The organism is Flavobacterium sp. 2 (assembly GCF_049949195.1).
Lineage (GTDB): Bacteria > Bacteroidota > Bacteroidia > Flavobacteriales > Flavobacteriaceae > Flavobacterium.
Map to the genome: position 1 here is coordinate 2909609 of NZ_CP188206.1, position 15954 is coordinate 2925562.

A 15954-nucleotide genomic window follows, 5' to 3' on the forward strand; every position below is an offset into this window, starting at 1 on the left:
TTATGGGGTTTTTGGGGCTAAATACGTTTCAAGATTTTTTTTGATTTGAACTACCTTATAATTATCACTTGAAATAATAATTGGCATATTCGAGATTTTATATTTTTTATCCTCTCTCAAAACTCCTGAAACATCTTTGGCATATGCCTCTGATTTTAAACCATGAATAACTACAAAACTTTCGGTTTTATTGTATTTGTCAAATGAAGTTGTTAGTCGTTCGTAATTTTCAACCAACATGTATACCTTAATTGCTTCCTCAATTTTTTTAACCGTTTTAGCATCATTATTCGAAACTGGATATAAAATTTTCCAATTTTTTCCGTCAACTGCCGTGAAATCAAGTTTTTCTAAATCCGGAATTTGTTTTTCCAAAATTTCTCTGGCACTTTTTCCTTCTTCGCTGTTTGGATAATTATCTGCAACTGTTTCCAATCCTTTTTTATACGCGGCCAAACCTTCTACTTTTCCTAAAGTATTTGCTTTCAGCAATTCAAATTTAGAAACAATATCTTCACCAGCATATTGATTGATCAGATTATCGATGTTGTTTAAAACTTCTATAAACTGTTCCTCTTCATATAATTTAAACCATTTTTTATATTCCTTATCGGCAGAAACTAAATCATCTGAATTTGCATTATTTAAAATCTGCGCATATCTTGAAGTTGGATAATTACCTATTATATCAGACTTTATTCTTTCAGCCCTTGCCGGATTGGTAATTTGATAAATTTTATACAAATTATACATCGATGGCAAAATCAATTTTTCTTCAGGTTTATTTTGCAATAATTGCTCAAGCTTATCGCTAGCTAATTTGTATTCTTTGAACTTTTCTTTATAAATAAGTCCCAATTGATAATATGCAAAGTTTCGTTCTTTTCCAATGCTGTCCATAACTGTTGGACTTGTCGGAATCTGATTTTCATAAAATGCCGTCGTATATTTTTCCGGAATTTCCGGTTGCAACGCATTTATAGAATCCTGATTGATATTTAATGAATCTTTTAAAGCAGTATTAACAATTGATTTTGATGAAGCTAATCTCCAATTTCCGCCTATGACACGATTTCCCCACTGTTTTCTAAACTGCAGTTTTCCATAGGAAACCGTTGTTGGGTTGTAAAAATAAAAAGTGCTTGCAACATCATTTCCAGATGGCGGATTAAATGCTCCCGAAACCAAATCTGTCTTATTAGGTTGTTGCGGATTAATTGCCGAAGAAATATTATTTGCATCCGTATTACGCTGAACGTTTGCCAATTTTTCTTTTTCTTTTTCTTCAGCCAATTTTTTAGCATCGTCACTCTTTTTAAGTTCTGCGATGTAAATTTCAAAGTATGTTTTTCGTTCTTCTGCTGGTAAATTGTAAACCTTTATAATACTATCGTTGCGTTTTGCAATTCCTTCGTATTTAATTACGTTATCGAGATTTTTTCTGTTTTTTTCAATTAAGGCAAACTCTCTTGTTTTGGGATTTAATTTTACCAAAGTACTGTCATAGTATTTTGCCGCCATTGTATAATCTGTATTTCTAAAATACATATTTCCAATGTTTCGATAGGTAGATGCAACTAAATAAGGATCTTTAGATTTTCTTGCCAAGGAATGGTTGTAGAATTCCAATGCATCTTTTTGCTCGTTATTTTTATCGAAAAAAACACCCATTTCATAAAAAAGAATGTCATAGTATGGTCTGTTTTCGCGATCTTCAACTAATTTATTATATGCTTCGATAAACAAATTATGATCGTCTTTTTCATAATCGAACATCTGTGCTTTCTTCGCATAAGCATGCATCATGTATTTACGATCTGCTTTTCGGTTCATGTCGATTACGCCGTTATAAAAGTAAATAGCACTATCTCTTTTTCCGGCTTCCTGATATAATTGTCCAAGAATAAAACGGTAACGCGCTCTGTCTTCATTTATTCTGGTAAAATTTTCTGCGATTTTCAATTTGGCAACAGCGCTGTCTTTTTCTTCTGTATTTAAAAAAGCTTCGGCCAATAATGCATTTGCATCAGAAAAAGTCTGTTTGTCTAAGTCTGTTTTCTTTAGTAAAAGATTGATGTTTTTAATAACAATAGCATCGTTTCCGAGACGCATATTGGTTTTTTCACGCCAAATTTTTGCGGTATAAATATTACTGCTGTTTGGATATTTATAAAGAATATAATTGAAAGCTTCTAATGCAGGAATAAAACGCTGATCATAATATCTTGCTTTCCCCAGCATTAGGTACGCTTCATCAATCTGATAATTTTTTTCTCTTCCTCCAATATTCATGGAGTGTTTCTGAATGGCTTTTGTTGCTTTCGTTTCTGCTAGTTCAAAATCAGGATTCTTTGTTTTTTCTCCTTCCGAAAAATTTTCATCAAACTGCATTTTTTCAATTGGCAGTATTTTCCAAAAATTATCCTGATTATTGTTCTGAATTGATTTTAATCCTTTTTCAAGGCCAATTCCACCATTATACAAAATGTTATATTTTGTACTTAGAGCGTGCGAATTTCTGTTCACGAAAGTATTATTCTTGGTAGAACAGGCTATCAAAAAGAATAAAAAAGCAGTAAAAAAACAATATTTAAGAGTATTCTTTTTCAATAGAACTAATTTTTAAAGCATAAACTTATAAAAAGCACTTTTAGTATATGACTTGTAAAAATACGCTTCTTTTTGAAATATAGAAACTTAAACTGCAAAAAACGATTCGAGCTCTTGTAAGGTTTCTTCTGAGGTTTGAATATCTTTTACAATTTCACCTTTATTAAGCGCAACAATTCGGTCACAAACTTCAACCGTGTGTTGCAAATCATGACTTGAAACCAAAACGGTAACATTCGGATCTTCAGCCAATTCTTTAATAATTTTCTTCAAACGACTCACAGTTGTCGGGTCTAAATTTGCAAAAGGTTCGTCTAAAATTATCACTTCCGGATTGCCAATAAGTGTTGCAATAATGCCTACTTTTTTCTGATTTCCTTTTGATAAATCGCGAAGGTATTTTTTGTTGTTTAAAATTTCTCCATTAAAAAATTCTTCGTGTTTACTTAAAAGTGCATCAATATCTGCTTTATTTTGATGGCGCAAATCACCAATAAAATAAAAATACTCCTCTGGTGTCAAATAGCCAATAAGGAAACTTTCGTCTAAAAATGAACCCGTGAAAGATTTCCAGTTTTCACTAGTATTTACCTGAATATCATTTGTTTTTATATTTCCAGTCGAAGGCTGAATAAGATCCAGAAGCAAACTAAAAAAAGTGGTTTTTCCTGCGCCATTATTTCCGACAAGTCCAAAACTTTGTCCTTTTGGAATTTCAAGATTATTAATATTTAAAACTGTAGTATTGTTATATTTTTTTGAAAGTTGATTTACTTGTATCATGGTAATGTTAGATTTTAGATTGTTGATTTTAAATTTTAATGGAATAAAATTATCTCATTATCAAATTGGTAAATTTTCTAATTAACTCTTTTGTTTATAAGCACTTATTGTACTGTATTTTTCGACTTTGTATCTTTTTTCAATTATTGAAAAAACTTTATTTCTAAATACAAATCCTAAAACTCCTGCTCCTGCAACCAGCATTAAGCCTAGTGTTTTATCTCCGAGATAAAGTCCGATTCCATAAAGTCCCAAAGGCAATAATAATTTTGGCAAAGTCAATAACATTGCATTTACATTAAATGCTTTTTTATCTCCAAAAGCACCGCCGGCGTTACTCAAATCAATTGGAGTTTTTGTAAATGCTCCTCCCAAAAGAACCAAATGAGAATTTACTCCAATATTGTAAATGGCGCCAACCACAATAGTCAAATAAACCTGCCATCCGTAAAAAAGATAAAATGAAGCCAAAATTGTCGATACAAAAGTGGCAATAACAATTAACCACCATTTTGAAGTAATATAACCGCGATACGGAATATTTTGTGTCATCATCAATTGATAATACGAACTGTCCCAGCTTGGTACAAACTGTCCAAAGACAAATAAAAATCCGCCTGAAACAAATATTCCCGCAAAAATATACATGACCGCTGGCTGGTGTGTATTGCCAAAAAAGATCAATCCGTAAAACAAAAAGAAGAAACTCATGATAATAGTCGTTTTTGACCTCTTGTTTCTTTTAATCAATTTAATGTCATTTTTCAAAAAAGTCCCCAATGTTCCAAATTGATTTAGCCAGGAAAGATTTTCAGTCGTCGCTATGTCTTCTTTCTTAGAAAGTCCGGCATCTAAATATAAATTGTTTTTGAAATATTTAAATGTAAATGCATACAACCCTCCTAATAACAAAACAGGAATCAAAAACAGCCCTTTTATAGTGTAAAGTCCCTGGAAAAAAGGAGTTGTGAAAATTGTAATATCAAAAAGCTTATAATATTGTGCAGCTCCAAAAGCTAAAGCAAGCCCAATAAAAACAACAAATAATTTGTCGATATTACTTAAAATAATATTCAAAAAATTGTTGATATAGATTAATGAGAAAATCGCCAAAAGCCAAAATAAAATTCCCAAAATATCATATCCTTCAATAATAAGAACAATTGAAAAAGGCACAAAGAAAAGCGCATGAACCCAGTTAAAAAAAGACAATGCCGTTTTGCCTAAAGAGAAATGAACAATGGTTGGTTTTTTAAAAGGCAAAACCAATAATGGTTTGATATTAAGAACCGGAATCGCCTGCATTAACAAACGAACCACAAGATCAAGCAAAAAATAATAAATCAAGAATTTGTTGATGGTTACTAATGGTTCAAGGTTCATTTTTTTGAGTACATAAAATGCGCCTACTCCCATTGCAATAAAAATTACCGAAAAGTAAACCATCAAAAACCCAATTAAAATTTTCATGGCCAGATTTGCTCCAAATGAAGCTGATCTTACAAAGGCTTTCCATTCGAGATAAATAAACTTTTTAATCATGGTTATTCAGTTTTAGTTTTTCAGTAAGAGACCAAATGTAGGAAAACGTTACAAAAAAAGTTAAAAAAATTATTTTAGTAAGTGTCAATTACTTAGTGTTTGCTACTTTTGCAAAAAAAATAAATCATGCCTTCATTCTTAAAACTTATAATTAAAGAGGTAAAACGTGAGACTGCAGAAGCCGTTTCAGTACTTTTTAATGTTCCTGAAGAACTAAAATCAGACTATAAATTTATAGCTGGACAATACATAAATTTAAAATTAACACTTGACAATCAAGAAATAAGACGTGCTTATTCTATTTGCTCTGCGCCAGAAAGCGGTGAATTGCGAATTGCAGTTAAAGCGGTAAAAAATGGTCTTTTCTCTCAGTTTGCCAACACAAAGCTTAAAGCTGGCGATGTTCTTGAAGTAGGACATCCTGAAGGTAAATTTACTTTTGAACCAGAAGCTGACAGACAAAAAAATTATGCGGCGTTTGCTGCAGGAAGCGGAATTACTCCAGTTCTTTCTATCATAAAATCAGTTTTAAAAAGCGAGCCAAAAAGTTCATTTGTATTGGTTTACGGAAATAAAACTCCTGAAGCAACTATTTTTCATCAAGAACTGCACGATTTACAATTGCAATATGTAGGTCGCTTTTTCGTACATTATGTATTTAGTCAGGCTAAAGCGGAAAATGCTTTATTTGGAAGAATTGAAAAATCTGCTGTAAATTTTGTATTGAACAACAAACACAAAGAACTTCAGTTTGACAAGTTTTTCTTGTGCGGACCAGAAGAAATGATCAATACAGTGTCAGATATTTTAAAAGAGAAAAATGTAAAAGATTCAGCAATTAAATTTGAGCTTTTTACATCTTCTTCTGAAGAGCATGCAATTCAAGGTTCGCAGGAAGGTCATACAAAAATTACGGTTTTAGTTGACGATGAAGAAGTTACTTTCGAAATGTCTAAAAAACAAACCATTCTTGACGCTGCTTTAAAACAAGGTGTTGATGCTCCATATTCTTGCCAGGGCGGAATTTGCAGCAGCTGTTTAGGACGTGTTACAGCCGGTACTGCTGAAATGACAAAAAATTCAATTTTAACAGATGGTGAAATCGCAGAAGGTTTGATTTTAACTTGCCAGGCGCACCCAACATCAGATACTATTTATGTTGATTACGACGACGTATAGACATTTAAAATTCCAATAAAAAAAAATCCAAATTCCAATTTACTACAGGAATTTGGATTTTTTTATACCGTTCTTTTTTATCAGAGTTTAAAATATCGATTCCTTTTCAAAAAGCGATTTTAGATAATACATAAAAAAGACTATATGTATTTAAATATTTTTTAGAAAATGTCCTGAAAATTTACTATATTAGTAGTGCGTTTGAACCTGATAAATCCTGCTTTATCTTAAAGATAGATTTTATAAGGCTATATTTAATTGTCAACACGTTTTTAAAACACTACACATTATGGCAATGCATCACTACCTCCGTTTGACTTTTATATTACTTTTTGTAATATCATCTTTTGTCGTGGTCTACTTTGTAATTAAAAAAAGAAGAAACCGAAAAGCTCCTAAACTTCTTTCAAAAGAAAACTATCCTTCAACACTTGAAGAAATGAAAGAAATATCAGTCGAAAATGATAACTTTTTTAATATTTGGCCGTACGTAAGTGAACTAAAAGCTGCCAAGATTTTATCAAATAAAATTAAAGAATCAGAATTAATCCATAAAGTTTATAGAAATTCAACTAACAATTTGGAACACGTTTTACTTGTTACTGAACAAGAAAACCGTTTTGTTGAAATTGTAGTTGATAGAAAGAAAAAGAAAGCAATGGGTTATCTTTTTCTGAATTTATAAGACATCCATAACCTTTATCAAAATAAAAAAATCCAAATTTCAACTTTGTAATTGGAATTTGGATTTTCTATTTATTGGAATTTCTACTATAACTGAGACTGAATAGTGTTAACTATTTTCTTTGGAGAAATCGTTCGCATCGCATCTTCATAACCTTCAACAATTTTATTTCCATAAACAGATGTTGGTAGTTTTGGGTATTTATTTCTATCAGAAGTTAAAGCGTTTTCCATACTCTGATTAAATGGCAAAAATCCTGCATACGGATGTGTTGCGCCCCAAAGTGTTACAACTTTTACGCCCAACATTGCAGCAATATGCGCATTACCAGAATCCATTGAAAGCATTACATCCAGATTGCTTATCAATTTTAATTCTTGCTGAAATTTAATTTTCCCGGCAACATTTATTACATTTTTAAAAGGCTCAGAAAGCGAATCTAAAATTTCGATTTCTTTTTTTCCGCCCCCAAAAAGCAAAATAGTTTGGTCTTTGTTTTCGGCTAATTTTTCAATTACTTCCTTCATTAAATCTAAAGGATAAACCTTAGAATCATATTGTGCAAAAGGCGCAATCCCGATTAATTTTTGATAATTCTCACCGATTAAGTCTGTGATTTCAGCACTTAAAACTGCTTTTTTAGGAAATTCGGAATTTGATAAATCTACCGGAAAACCCAATTCTTCAAACACTTTGGCGTGTCTTTCAAACATCGTTGGCAATTGCTTGAAAATCTTATTTTCAGCACGAGTTAATTCTTTTTTTCCTTCTCGGCCTTTATCTACAGTTGCTCTTTTTTTTCCGCTTAAAGCGAAAAGCAAACTCACAACTTTGGATCTTAAAACATTATGAAGATCTGCAAAAGCATCTATTTGCAATTTTTTCAAATCTCCGAATAATCTCAAAAGCCCAGGAAATCCTTTATGTCTTTCTTTTTCATCAAAAGCAAAAAATTCCAGATTCGGAATTCCGTCAAAAAAAGGTTTAAAAAAAGGACGGGAAATAACCGTCAATTTTACCTCTGGATATTGTTTTACAAAAGCGCGTAAAACAGGAACCGTCATGGCGACATCTCCCATTGCGGATAGTCTCATGACGGCTATGTGTTTAATTTTGGTAGACAAGTCGGCCAAATTATTTTTTATTTTGATATAAAACAGGGTTCAAATCATCATCATTGTACATTTTCATTTGTTTGTACACTTTCATGAATTTTTCACCACTTTCAATATCTGTCAATAATTCTTCAATTGCTGTAGATAAATCTGTTCTTTGTTCTAAAAGAATGTTTAATTTTTCCTGACATTTATCTCTGTGTTCTTGCGAAGCCTCTGCACGAGTAGCTTCTTCATGCATGTGATAAATTTTTAAAGCCAAAATAGACAATCTGTCAAATGCCCAAGCCGGACTTTCAGAGTTGATTTTTGCACCATCTTTTGCTTGTACAGAACTGTATTTTTGCAAAAAGTAGCTGTCGATATATTCAACCATATCAGTTCTTTCCTGATTTGAAGCGTCGATTCTTCTTTTCAAAGTCAATGCTGCAACCGGATCAATTTGCGGATCACGAATAATATCCTCAAAATGCCATTGAACAGTGTCAATCCAATTTTTTAAATATAATAAATGCTCAAATTTATCCTTTGGATAAGGATTGTTAATGGGCTGATCAACATTATCAAATTGGTGATAATCTTTGATACTTTGTTCGAAAACAGAATATGCTAATTTTGAAAACATGTCTTTAATTATTAGAGACACAAAGATACTTTTTATACTTTTATGGTGTGAAAAAAACTATTATTTTTTCATTTTTGCGTTAAAAACAATCAATAATTTTAAAAATTACATATGAAAATTCATTATATATCTGAAAATAACAGCGTACTGAATCATTTTTTAGGCCAAATCAGAAATGTAAATATTCAGAACGACAGCATGCGTTTTCGAAGAAATATTGAGCGAATTGGAGAAATTATGGCGTATGAACTGAGTAAAACTTTACCGTACAAAAACGTCGATATTCAGACACCGCTAGGCATTAAAAAAACAACCGAAATTGCATCTGATATTGTTTTATGTCCTATTTTAAGAGCTGGATTACCACTACATAATGGCTTTTTGAATTATTTTGATCATGCTGAAAACAGCTTCGTTTCGGCCTGCAGATTTCATCCAAACAATGATGATGAATTTGAAATTTTAGTTGAATATCAAGCGATTTCAAACCTCAACAATAAAACTGTTTTATTACTTGATCCCATGTTGGCAACCGGACAATCAATCGTTGCGGTTCACGAAAAATTAATGCAGAATACTACTCCGGCCGAGTTTCATATTGTTGTCGTTATTGCTGCTCCGGAAGGTGTTGCACACTTAGAAAAAAATCTTCCTGATAATTGCCATTTATGGGTTGCCGCTCTTGACGAAAAACTAAATGAGAAAAACTACATTGTTCCCGGACTTGGCGACGCCGGAGATCTTGCCTATGGAAGCAAATTATAATTGAGAGAAAAAAGTAAATAAACTGCAGCAAATAAGAACATAAAATACAATTTCGTTGTTTAATTTTTGCTGCATATATTCTACATGGCTCGATGCCATAAGGGTTAATGGCGTAATGCTAAACAACAGTAAATCATTGCTTTTGTTAGGTGAAAGAATAAAAACAAAAGCCGCAATAAAAAAACAAGCCACTATTTTTTTATACGAAGTATGCACAATCTGAGGTCTGTTTGATAAAGTCATTAACATTGAAACCACAAAAAATAAAGCTACCGCAACATAAATTGACAATGCTCCATTTTCGTAATTGTTTTTAAAATAGTCGATATTTAAATCAATAACAGCTCTTTTTTCAACAAATGCAATGGCATCAAAATGAAATAAAAGTGATACCATTAAAAAGATTAATGAAACTGCTAAAAGTGCTACAAAAGGTAAAACCCAGTTTCTATAATCGCGTGAAACGTGAAAAATAATGGATATAAAAACTAAAATCAGGAAAAGAATACACCAAAATTGAAATAAGGATGCAATTAAAATCCAAAAAGAAGCATCAAATATTTTTTCTTTAGAAGATTTTAAAGACTGTAACGAAATCAATCTTCGAAGTGCCAGAAGCAGAAAAAAATTCGCATAAATAACATTTGAATCGTTAAATATGGTCGGGAAAAATAAGATAAACAACAAGTAGAAAAAAATCGCGTATCCGTTGTCTTTGCTGAGCCCGTTCTTCTTTGCAATGAAATTAATCAGGAAAAAAGAAGCCAAAACAAAGCACAGCAAACTTACTTTTTGGAATCCCAAAAAATAATTAGTAATCCAGGACGGATCCTGAATTTGAAACAGAAAAAAGAAAACCAGTATTAAAATTACGACCAAAGAATAATTTAATGGTGTAGATTTTTTAAAAACACTTGTTATCATAAGGATATTTTATACTTTTGTGATTGTAAAGATAATACTTGTTTAAAATGAAAAACCGAACAAGTTGAAAAAAGATTTGATTAATCAAATTTTGTCTTCAAAGCATTACACAACAATAAATAACATATAATTTTAAAAAATTATGACAGCTTTTTTTGAAGGAATACAATACTTATTCGTTAACATTTTGTTTGCTCCTCTTGACTTTTTACGTCGTTTGGAATTAATTACATGGTTTGGTGCAAACACTATTAACTGGATTTTCATGATCATCTGTTCATGTGCAATCGTTTATTGGATTAAACAATTACGCATTTTTGATGACGCTGGTACAGAAAACCAAGATACAACAGCTCATTCATTTTTAAAATAATAAACCAAACCCTTTAATTAAAAAGGGCTGGTGAATTTATTTTTTAAATTAAATCGAAGCCGATATCTTTCCTAAAATACATCTTATCAAAGCTTAGTTTATCTATGTTTTGGTAAGATTTTTTTATGGCCTCCTGGAAATTATCTCCATAAGAAGTCACCGCAATTACACGTCCTCCATTAGTAACGACATTTTCGCCATCTAATTTTGTTCCTGCATGAAAAACTATAGAATCAGTAACATTTTCTAATCCAGAAATTACTTTTCCTTTTTCGAAATCCTCAGGATATCCGCCAGAAACTACCATTACAGTTGTTGCGCTTCTTGGATCAACTTCTAAATTGAAATCTCCTAATTTTTGATCTGCGACAGATAAAAACAATTCTACTAAATCTGATTTTAATCTTGGAACCACAACTTCAGTTTCAGGATCTCCCATTCTTACGTTGTATTCAATAACGATTGGTTCGTTTTTTACATTGATTAAACCAATGAATACAAAACCTTTATATTCGATTCCGTCTTTTTGGAAACCTTCGATTGTTGGTTTTACGATACGAGTTTCGATTTTTTCCATCAAAACAGCATCTACGTAAGGAACCGGAGAAACTGCTCCCATTCCGCCTGTGTTTAAACCTGTATCGCCTTCACCAATACGCTTGTAATCTTTTGCTGTTGGAAGAATTTTATAGTTTTTTCCGTCAGTTAAAACAAAACAGCTTAATTCGATTCCGTCCAAAAATTCTTCGATAACAACTTTTGCACTTGCTGTTCCGAATTTAGCGTGAACCAACATGTTTCTTAATTCTGTCTTTGCTTCTTCAAGATCCTGAATAATCAAAACACCTTTTCCTGCCGCTAAACCATCTGCTTTTAAAACGTATGGTGGCTGTAAAGTTTCTAAGAATTCGCATCCTTTTTCAACTGTTTCAGCAGTAAAACTGTCATAAGCTGCAGTCGGAATGTTGTGTTTCATCAAGAATTCTTTTGCAAATTCTTTACTTCCCTCTAATTGTGCACCCAATTTTGATGGCCCAATAACCGGGATATTTTTTAAACTTTCGTCATTTTTAAAATAATCGTAAATACCTTTTACCAACGGATCTTCTGGCCCTACGACTACTAAACTTATATTTTCTTTAAGGACTAATGCTTTTACAGCTTCAAAATCAGTTGCAGATATTGCAACATTTTCAGCGATTGCAGCAGTTCCTGCATTTCCTGGAACTACAAAAAGTTTTTCGCAAAGCGGACTCTGAGTCATTTTCCAAGCAAAAGCATGCTCTCTTCCGCCTGATCCCAATAATAAAATTGTCATGGTGTTGTTGTATTTAGTTGTGGTGCAAAAATACTTGCTTTTGCACGTAAAAAATAATTAAATCTTCAAAAAATTGTTGGTTCTGCCCTGTTAGTAATTCCTAAACATTATTTTTGACGAAAATTATCCCGAAAAATGATTCGTCTTTTTGATCTTTCGCTTCAGTTAAATGGTTTTCCGATAAAGAAGGCCAAAGCCGAATTGCAGAAAATTGTTCATTTTTCTGAAGAAGAATACGCTTCGTTTCTTAAAAACAAAAAAACAGAAATTGTTGACTTTCATTTAAAAAACAACTCTTTTTACAAAGAATTGATCGGAAATGCAACTGCTGAAAATTGGGAAAATCTTCCAATTTTAAACAAACAAAATCTTCAAAAGCCTCTCGAAGAAAGACTTTCAAAAGGTTATTCTAAAAAAAATATTTACCTCAACAAAACATCGGGATCAAGCGGAACTCCATTTGTTTTTGCAAAAGATAAATATTCGCACGCTTTAACTTGGGCTTCGAATATTATGCGTTTTGGCTGGTTCGGGATTGATTTTAATCATTCGTATCAAGCGCGTTTTTATGGCATTCCGATGGATTTTATTGGATACCAAAAAGAACGTTTCAAAGATTTTTTAACGCATCGTTTTCGTTTTCCTGTTTTTGATTTATCTGATGATGTTTTGGAAAAATTTCTGAAGAAATTCAGAACCAAAAAATTCGATTATATCAACGGTTATACAAGTTCAATTGTACTATTCGCTAAATTTTTGGAACAGAGAAATATCATTTTAAAAGAAATTTGTCCAACTCTAAAAGCTTGTTTTGTTACTTCGGAAATGCTTTTTGAAACAGATAAAAAACTGCTTGAGAAACAATTCGGAATTCCAATTATAAGTGAATACGGGGCTTCAGAATTGGATTTAATTGCTTTTGAAAATCCGCAAGGCGAATGGCAGGTAAACTCAGAAACGCTGTTCGTGGAAATTTTAGATGAAAATAATAATTCTGTTCCACATGGAACAGAAGGAAAAATTGTGATTACATCTTTATTCAACAAAGCAAATCCTTTTATCAGATATGAAATTGGCGACATTGGAATTTTGGACGAAAAAAGTACGCCACAAAAACCAATTCTAAAAAAATTAATTGGAAGAACCAATGACGTTGCAATTCTTCCAAGCGGAAAAAAATCACCAGGTTTAACATTTTATTATGTAACCAAAAGCATTATTGAAGATGATGGAAATGTAAAAGAATTTATTATCAAACAAATCAAATTGGATACTTTTGAAATTGAATATGTCGCCGAAAAAGAATTAGTTTCAGAACAAATTCAAAAAATAAAAGAAGCTATCAATTTATATTTAGAACCGAATTTACACTTCACTTTTACAAGAAAAACTGTCTTAGAAAGAACCAATCGCGGTAAACTAAAACAGTTTAAATCATATTTATAAATAAAATCTTACATTTGTTTTTCTAATTAAAAACTTATGAAAGATCAATCTTTACTTTCTGAAGAAACAATTTCTAATAAAATATATTTTATTCGTGGTCAAAAAGTGATGCTTGATTTTGACCTTGCAAATTTATATGAAGTTGAAACAAGAAGATTATAACGAGCAAGTAAAAAGAAACATATCTCGCTTTCCCTCTGATTTTATGTTTCAGCTCACTGAAGCTGAATTACAAAACTTGATGTCGCAAATTGCGACATCAAGTTGGGGAGGAATTAGAAAACTACCTTTTGCCTTTACTGAACATGGTGTATTAATGTTATCTAGTATCCTAAAAAGCGACAAAGCCATCCAAACCAATATTCAAATTATGAGGATTTTCACGAAAGTGAGACAAATGCTTCTAGATACAACAGAAATTAAAGTTGATATTCTACAGATTCAGAAGAAGTTAGAAAATCATGATAAAAATATTGAATTGGTATTTTCTTTTTTGGATGAACTGACTGAAAAGAAAGGAAATGAATCTGAAAGAGTGAAAATTGGATATAAAAAATAATTCTCTAAAGTCGCAATTTGCGACCTTAAAAACTTGATGTCACAAATTGCGCCTTCAAGTTGAGTTTTAAACTTTCTTAATATACTTTGGTTTAATTATCAATTGAGTAAACAAAAACCTTATCATCAGTAAAATTGAAAAAACGAAATTATATCCGTGGAATTCTCTGTAAACACCAAAATTGTGTTTAATCAATTTAAATTTGGAAGAAGAAACAGAATCTTTTCTAATTCTATAAAAGGCCAAAGGTTCTGGAACTGGTTTAGACATTTTAATTTGTTTTACGATCGTAAGCCATATTCTCCAATCTTGACGTTTTTGTGAAGTTTCCAAAATAATTTTCCCGAAATAATCTGCGTCATAAATGGCGGTTAAATTTCCAACATAATTACAGAAAAATAATTCTTTATATGTTAACGGATTTGGTGATTCAACCCTTCTATTTAAATCATTTCCTTCTTCATCAATTGAATCATAAAAACTAAAAGTAAAATGCAGGTTATTCGTTTTTAAAAATTCAATTTGTTTTTCTAATTTCTCAGGAAACCATAAATCATCGGCGTCTAAATAAGCAATATATTTTCCTGTAGCTTTTTCTAAAGCGGTGTTTCTGGCAAAACCATTTCCGCGATTTTCTGGTGATTTAAAGAGCTTTATTCGACTGTCTTTTTGCGCAAATTCTTCAATAATTGCAACCGTTTTATCCGTTGATGCATCATCGGCCAAAATCATTTCCCAATTTGTATAGGTTTGATTTTGAACTGATTCAATTGTTAATCGAATGAACTTTTCAGTATTATATGTTGGTACAATAATAGAAACTAATTCGCTCATTGATGCTGATTTTTTTGGAATTGAATTAAAAAACAGCCCGAATTCAATTGAAAATTCGAGCTGTGTGAAGTGTTATTTTATATAGCTTGAAAAGTCTTTGTGTTCTTCTTTAGCAAGTTCTTCAAGAGATAATGATTTGAAATATTCATAGGTAATTTTCATTCCTTCTGCTCTGTTTACTTTTGCTTCCCAACCAAGCAATTCTTTTGCTTTTGTAGTATCTGGCTGACGCTGTAAAGGATCGTTTATTGGCAGTGGATGATAAACCACTTTCTGGTTTGTTCCTGTCAATTTTATGATTTCTTCTGCAAAATCTTTAATTGTAATTTCGTCTGGATTTCCAATGTTTACTGGATAAACATAATCTGAATGCAATAATCTGAAAATACCTTCAACCTGATCATCAACGTAACAGAAAGAACGTGTCTGCATTCCGTCTCCAAAAATCGTTAAATCTTCTCCACGTAAAGCCTGGCCAATAAAAGCCGGAATTACACGTCCGTCATTTAATCGCATTCTTGGTCCGTAAGTATTAAAAATACGTACGATTCTGGTTTCTACACCATGAAAAGTATGATACGCCATTGTAATTGATTCCTGAAAACGTTTTGCTTCATCATAAACGCCACGTGGACCAATTGTATTTACGTTTCCATAATATTCCTCAGTTTGCGGATGAACCAACGGATCGCCATAAACTTCAGAAGTTGATGCAATCAAAATTCTGGCTTTTTTAACTCTCGCTAAACCCAATAAATTGTGTGTTCCCAAAGATCCAACTTTCAAAGTCTGAATCGGGATTTTTAAATAATCTATTGGACTTGCAGGCGATGCAAAATGCAAAATATAATCTAACTCACCCGGAATGTGAACAAACTTGGTGATATCATGATGATAAAATTCAAAGTTTTCCAGCTTGAATAAATGCTCAATATTTTTAAGATCTCCCGTAATCAGGTTATCCATTCCAATAACAAAATAGCCTTCTTTAATGAATCGATCACACAAATGCGATCCTAAAAATCCTGCAGCTCCAGTAATAAGTATTCTTTTCATAATTGATTTAATTGAACATTTTCAGATTTCATTTGGTAATAAAATCCAAGATAGACGCACAAATGTACTAAAATATATCTCCTTTCAAATTACTCTTGAATCTGTAACTTAAAAAGAAGTTTTGTGATTTCAGATAATTA

Annotated in this window: 16 protein-coding genes; 7 read left to right on the plus strand and 9 right to left on the minus strand. The window is 31.7% G+C overall.

Annotation, left to right across the window (positions count from 1 at the left end; genetic code table 11):
- The 3 genes from ACNFIH_RS12520 to ACNFIH_RS12530 form a co-directional block, all read right to left on the minus strand.
- Positions 1-2610 (minus strand): tetratricopeptide repeat protein, encoded by a 2610-nt coding sequence (locus tag ACNFIH_RS12520; RefSeq protein ID WP_426483407.1) that lies wholly within the window; start codon positions 2608-2610, stop codon positions 1-3.
- 87 nt (positions 2611-2697) lie between these two features.
- On the minus strand, positions 2698-3393 hold the full coding sequence (locus ACNFIH_RS12525) for an ABC transporter ATP-binding protein (RefSeq protein ID WP_426483408.1): 696 nt from the start codon (positions 3391-3393) through the stop codon (positions 2698-2700).
- Positions 3394-3474: 81 nt separating this feature from the next.
- A complete protein-coding gene (locus ACNFIH_RS12530; protein ID WP_035646638.1) occupies positions 3475-4935 on the minus strand; it encodes a DUF5687 family protein in 1461 nt (486 codons plus the stop codon).
- Positions 4936-5061: 126 nt separating this feature from the next.
- Between ACNFIH_RS12530 and ACNFIH_RS12535 the strand changes: the two genes are divergently transcribed.
- On the plus strand, positions 5062-6114 hold the full coding sequence (locus ACNFIH_RS12535) for a 2Fe-2S iron-sulfur cluster-binding protein (protein ID WP_426483409.1): 1053 nt from the start codon (positions 5062-5064) through the stop codon (positions 6112-6114).
- Between the two features lie 439 nt (positions 6115-6553).
- Positions 6554-6799, plus strand: coding sequence for a hypothetical protein (locus ACNFIH_RS12540; RefSeq protein WP_426483410.1), 246 nt, complete (start codon positions 6554-6556; stop codon positions 6797-6799).
- 86 nt (positions 6800-6885) lie between these two features.
- Here the strand turns inward: ACNFIH_RS12540 and ACNFIH_RS12545 are convergent, their stop codons facing one another.
- Positions 6886-7893, minus strand: coding sequence for a glycosyltransferase family 9 protein (locus ACNFIH_RS12545; protein ID WP_426483411.1), 1008 nt, complete (start codon positions 7891-7893; stop codon positions 6886-6888).
- A gap of 40 nt (positions 7894-7933) precedes the next feature.
- Positions 7934-8539, minus strand: a complete 606-nt coding sequence (locus ACNFIH_RS12550; protein ID WP_426483412.1) for a DUF4254 domain-containing protein — start codon at positions 8537-8539, stop codon at positions 7934-7936.
- 111 nt (positions 8540-8650) lie between these two features.
- Here ACNFIH_RS12550 and upp point away from each other — a divergent pair, with 111 nt between their 5' ends.
- Positions 8651-9304, plus strand: a complete 654-nt coding sequence (upp, locus tag ACNFIH_RS12555; protein WP_426483413.1) for a uracil phosphoribosyltransferase — start codon at positions 8651-8653, stop codon at positions 9302-9304.
- Here the strand turns inward: upp and ACNFIH_RS12560 are convergent.
- Positions 9299-10228, minus strand: coding sequence for a DUF6427 family protein (locus ACNFIH_RS12560; protein ID WP_426483414.1), 930 nt, complete (start codon positions 10226-10228; stop codon positions 9299-9301). The genes upp and ACNFIH_RS12560 overlap by 6 nt on opposite strands.
- A 142-nt stretch (positions 10229-10370) precedes the next feature.
- On the opposite strand from ACNFIH_RS12560, the gene ACNFIH_RS12565 reads away from it, so the two are divergent.
- On the plus strand, positions 10371-10601 hold the full coding sequence (locus ACNFIH_RS12565; protein ID WP_031453858.1) for a DUF6341 family protein: 231 nt from the start codon (positions 10371-10373) through the stop codon (positions 10599-10601).
- Between the two features lie 43 nt (positions 10602-10644).
- Here the strand turns inward: ACNFIH_RS12565 and purD are convergent, their stop codons facing one another.
- Complete coding sequence (purD, locus tag ACNFIH_RS12570; RefSeq protein ID WP_426483415.1) at positions 10645-11919, minus strand: phosphoribosylamine--glycine ligase; 1275 nt, start codon at positions 11917-11919, stop codon at positions 10645-10647.
- A gap of 135 nt (positions 11920-12054) precedes the next feature.
- Between purD and ACNFIH_RS12575 the strand changes: the two genes are divergently transcribed.
- From ACNFIH_RS12575 to ACNFIH_RS12585, 3 genes are read left to right on the plus strand one after another with little or no spacing between them, the layout of a single operon-like run.
- A complete protein-coding gene (locus ACNFIH_RS12575) occupies positions 12055-13365 on the plus strand; it encodes a phenylacetate--CoA ligase family protein (protein ID WP_426483416.1) in 1311 nt (436 codons plus the stop codon).
- A 36-nt stretch (positions 13366-13401) separates the two neighbouring features.
- Positions 13402-13527: an ORF6N domain-containing protein gene (locus ACNFIH_RS12580; protein WP_426483417.1), complete on the plus strand. Its 126-nt coding sequence runs from the start codon at positions 13402-13404 to the stop codon at positions 13525-13527.
- The gene (locus ACNFIH_RS12585; protein ID WP_426483418.1) at positions 13508-13924 is read left to right on the plus strand and encodes an ORF6N domain-containing protein; all 417 of its coding nucleotides are present in this window, start codon (positions 13508-13510) and stop codon (positions 13922-13924) included. Before ACNFIH_RS12580 ends, ACNFIH_RS12585 begins: the two co-directional genes overlap by 20 nt.
- A 66-nt stretch (positions 13925-13990) precedes the next feature.
- On the opposite strand, the gene ACNFIH_RS12590 is transcribed toward ACNFIH_RS12585, so the two are convergent.
- Both ACNFIH_RS12590 and ACNFIH_RS12595 read right to left on the minus strand, forming a co-directional pair.
- A complete protein-coding gene (locus ACNFIH_RS12590) occupies positions 13991-14758 on the minus strand; it encodes a glycosyltransferase family 2 protein (protein ID WP_426483419.1) in 768 nt (255 codons plus the stop codon).
- Between the two features lie 72 nt (positions 14759-14830).
- Positions 14831-15814, minus strand: a complete 984-nt coding sequence (locus tag ACNFIH_RS12595) for a UDP-glucuronic acid decarboxylase family protein (protein WP_426483420.1) — start codon at positions 15812-15814, stop codon at positions 14831-14833.
- Positions 15815-15954 lie beyond the last annotated feature (140 nt).

Coding starts and splice junctions, on each gene's coding strand:
- ACNFIH_RS12525 (WP_426483408.1), bottom strand. CDS start 3,393: ATGATACAAGTAAATCAACTTTCAAAAAAATATAACAATACTACAGTT.
- ACNFIH_RS12530 (WP_035646638.1), bottom strand. CDS start 4,935: ATGATTAAAAAGTTTATTTATCTCGAATGGAAAGCCTTTGTAAGATCA.
- ACNFIH_RS12535 (WP_426483409.1), top strand. CDS start 5,062: ATGCCTTCATTCTTAAAACTTATAATTAAAGAGGTAAAACGTGAGACT.
- ACNFIH_RS12540 (WP_426483410.1), top strand. CDS start 6,554: ATGAAAGAAATATCAGTCGAAAATGATAACTTTTTTAATATTTGGCCG.
- ACNFIH_RS12545 (WP_426483411.1), bottom strand. CDS start 7,893: ATGAGACTATCCGCAATGGGAGATGTCGCCATGACGGTTCCTGTTTTA.
- ACNFIH_RS12550 (WP_426483412.1), bottom strand. CDS start 8,539: ATGTTTTCAAAATTAGCATATTCTGTTTTCGAACAAAGTATCAAAGAT.
- upp (WP_426483413.1), top strand. CDS start 8,651: ATGAAAATTCATTATATATCTGAAAATAACAGCGTACTGAATCATTTT.
- ACNFIH_RS12560 (WP_426483414.1), bottom strand. CDS start 10,228: ATGATAACAAGTGTTTTTAAAAAATCTACACCATTAAATTATTCTTTG.
- ACNFIH_RS12565 (WP_031453858.1), top strand. CDS start 10,371: ATGACAGCTTTTTTTGAAGGAATACAATACTTATTCGTTAACATTTTG.
- purD (WP_426483415.1), bottom strand. CDS start 11,919: ATGACAATTTTATTATTGGGATCAGGCGGAAGAGAGCATGCTTTTGCT.
- ACNFIH_RS12575 (WP_426483416.1), top strand. CDS start 12,055: ATGATTCGTCTTTTTGATCTTTCGCTTCAGTTAAATGGTTTTCCGATA.
- ACNFIH_RS12580 (WP_426483417.1), top strand. CDS start 13,402: ATGAAAGATCAATCTTTACTTTCTGAAGAAACAATTTCTAATAAAATA.
- ACNFIH_RS12590 (WP_426483419.1), bottom strand. CDS start 14,758: ATGAGCGAATTAGTTTCTATTATTGTACCAACATATAATACTGAAAAG.
- ACNFIH_RS12595 (WP_426483420.1), bottom strand. CDS start 15,814: ATGAAAAGAATACTTATTACTGGAGCTGCAGGATTTTTAGGATCGCAT.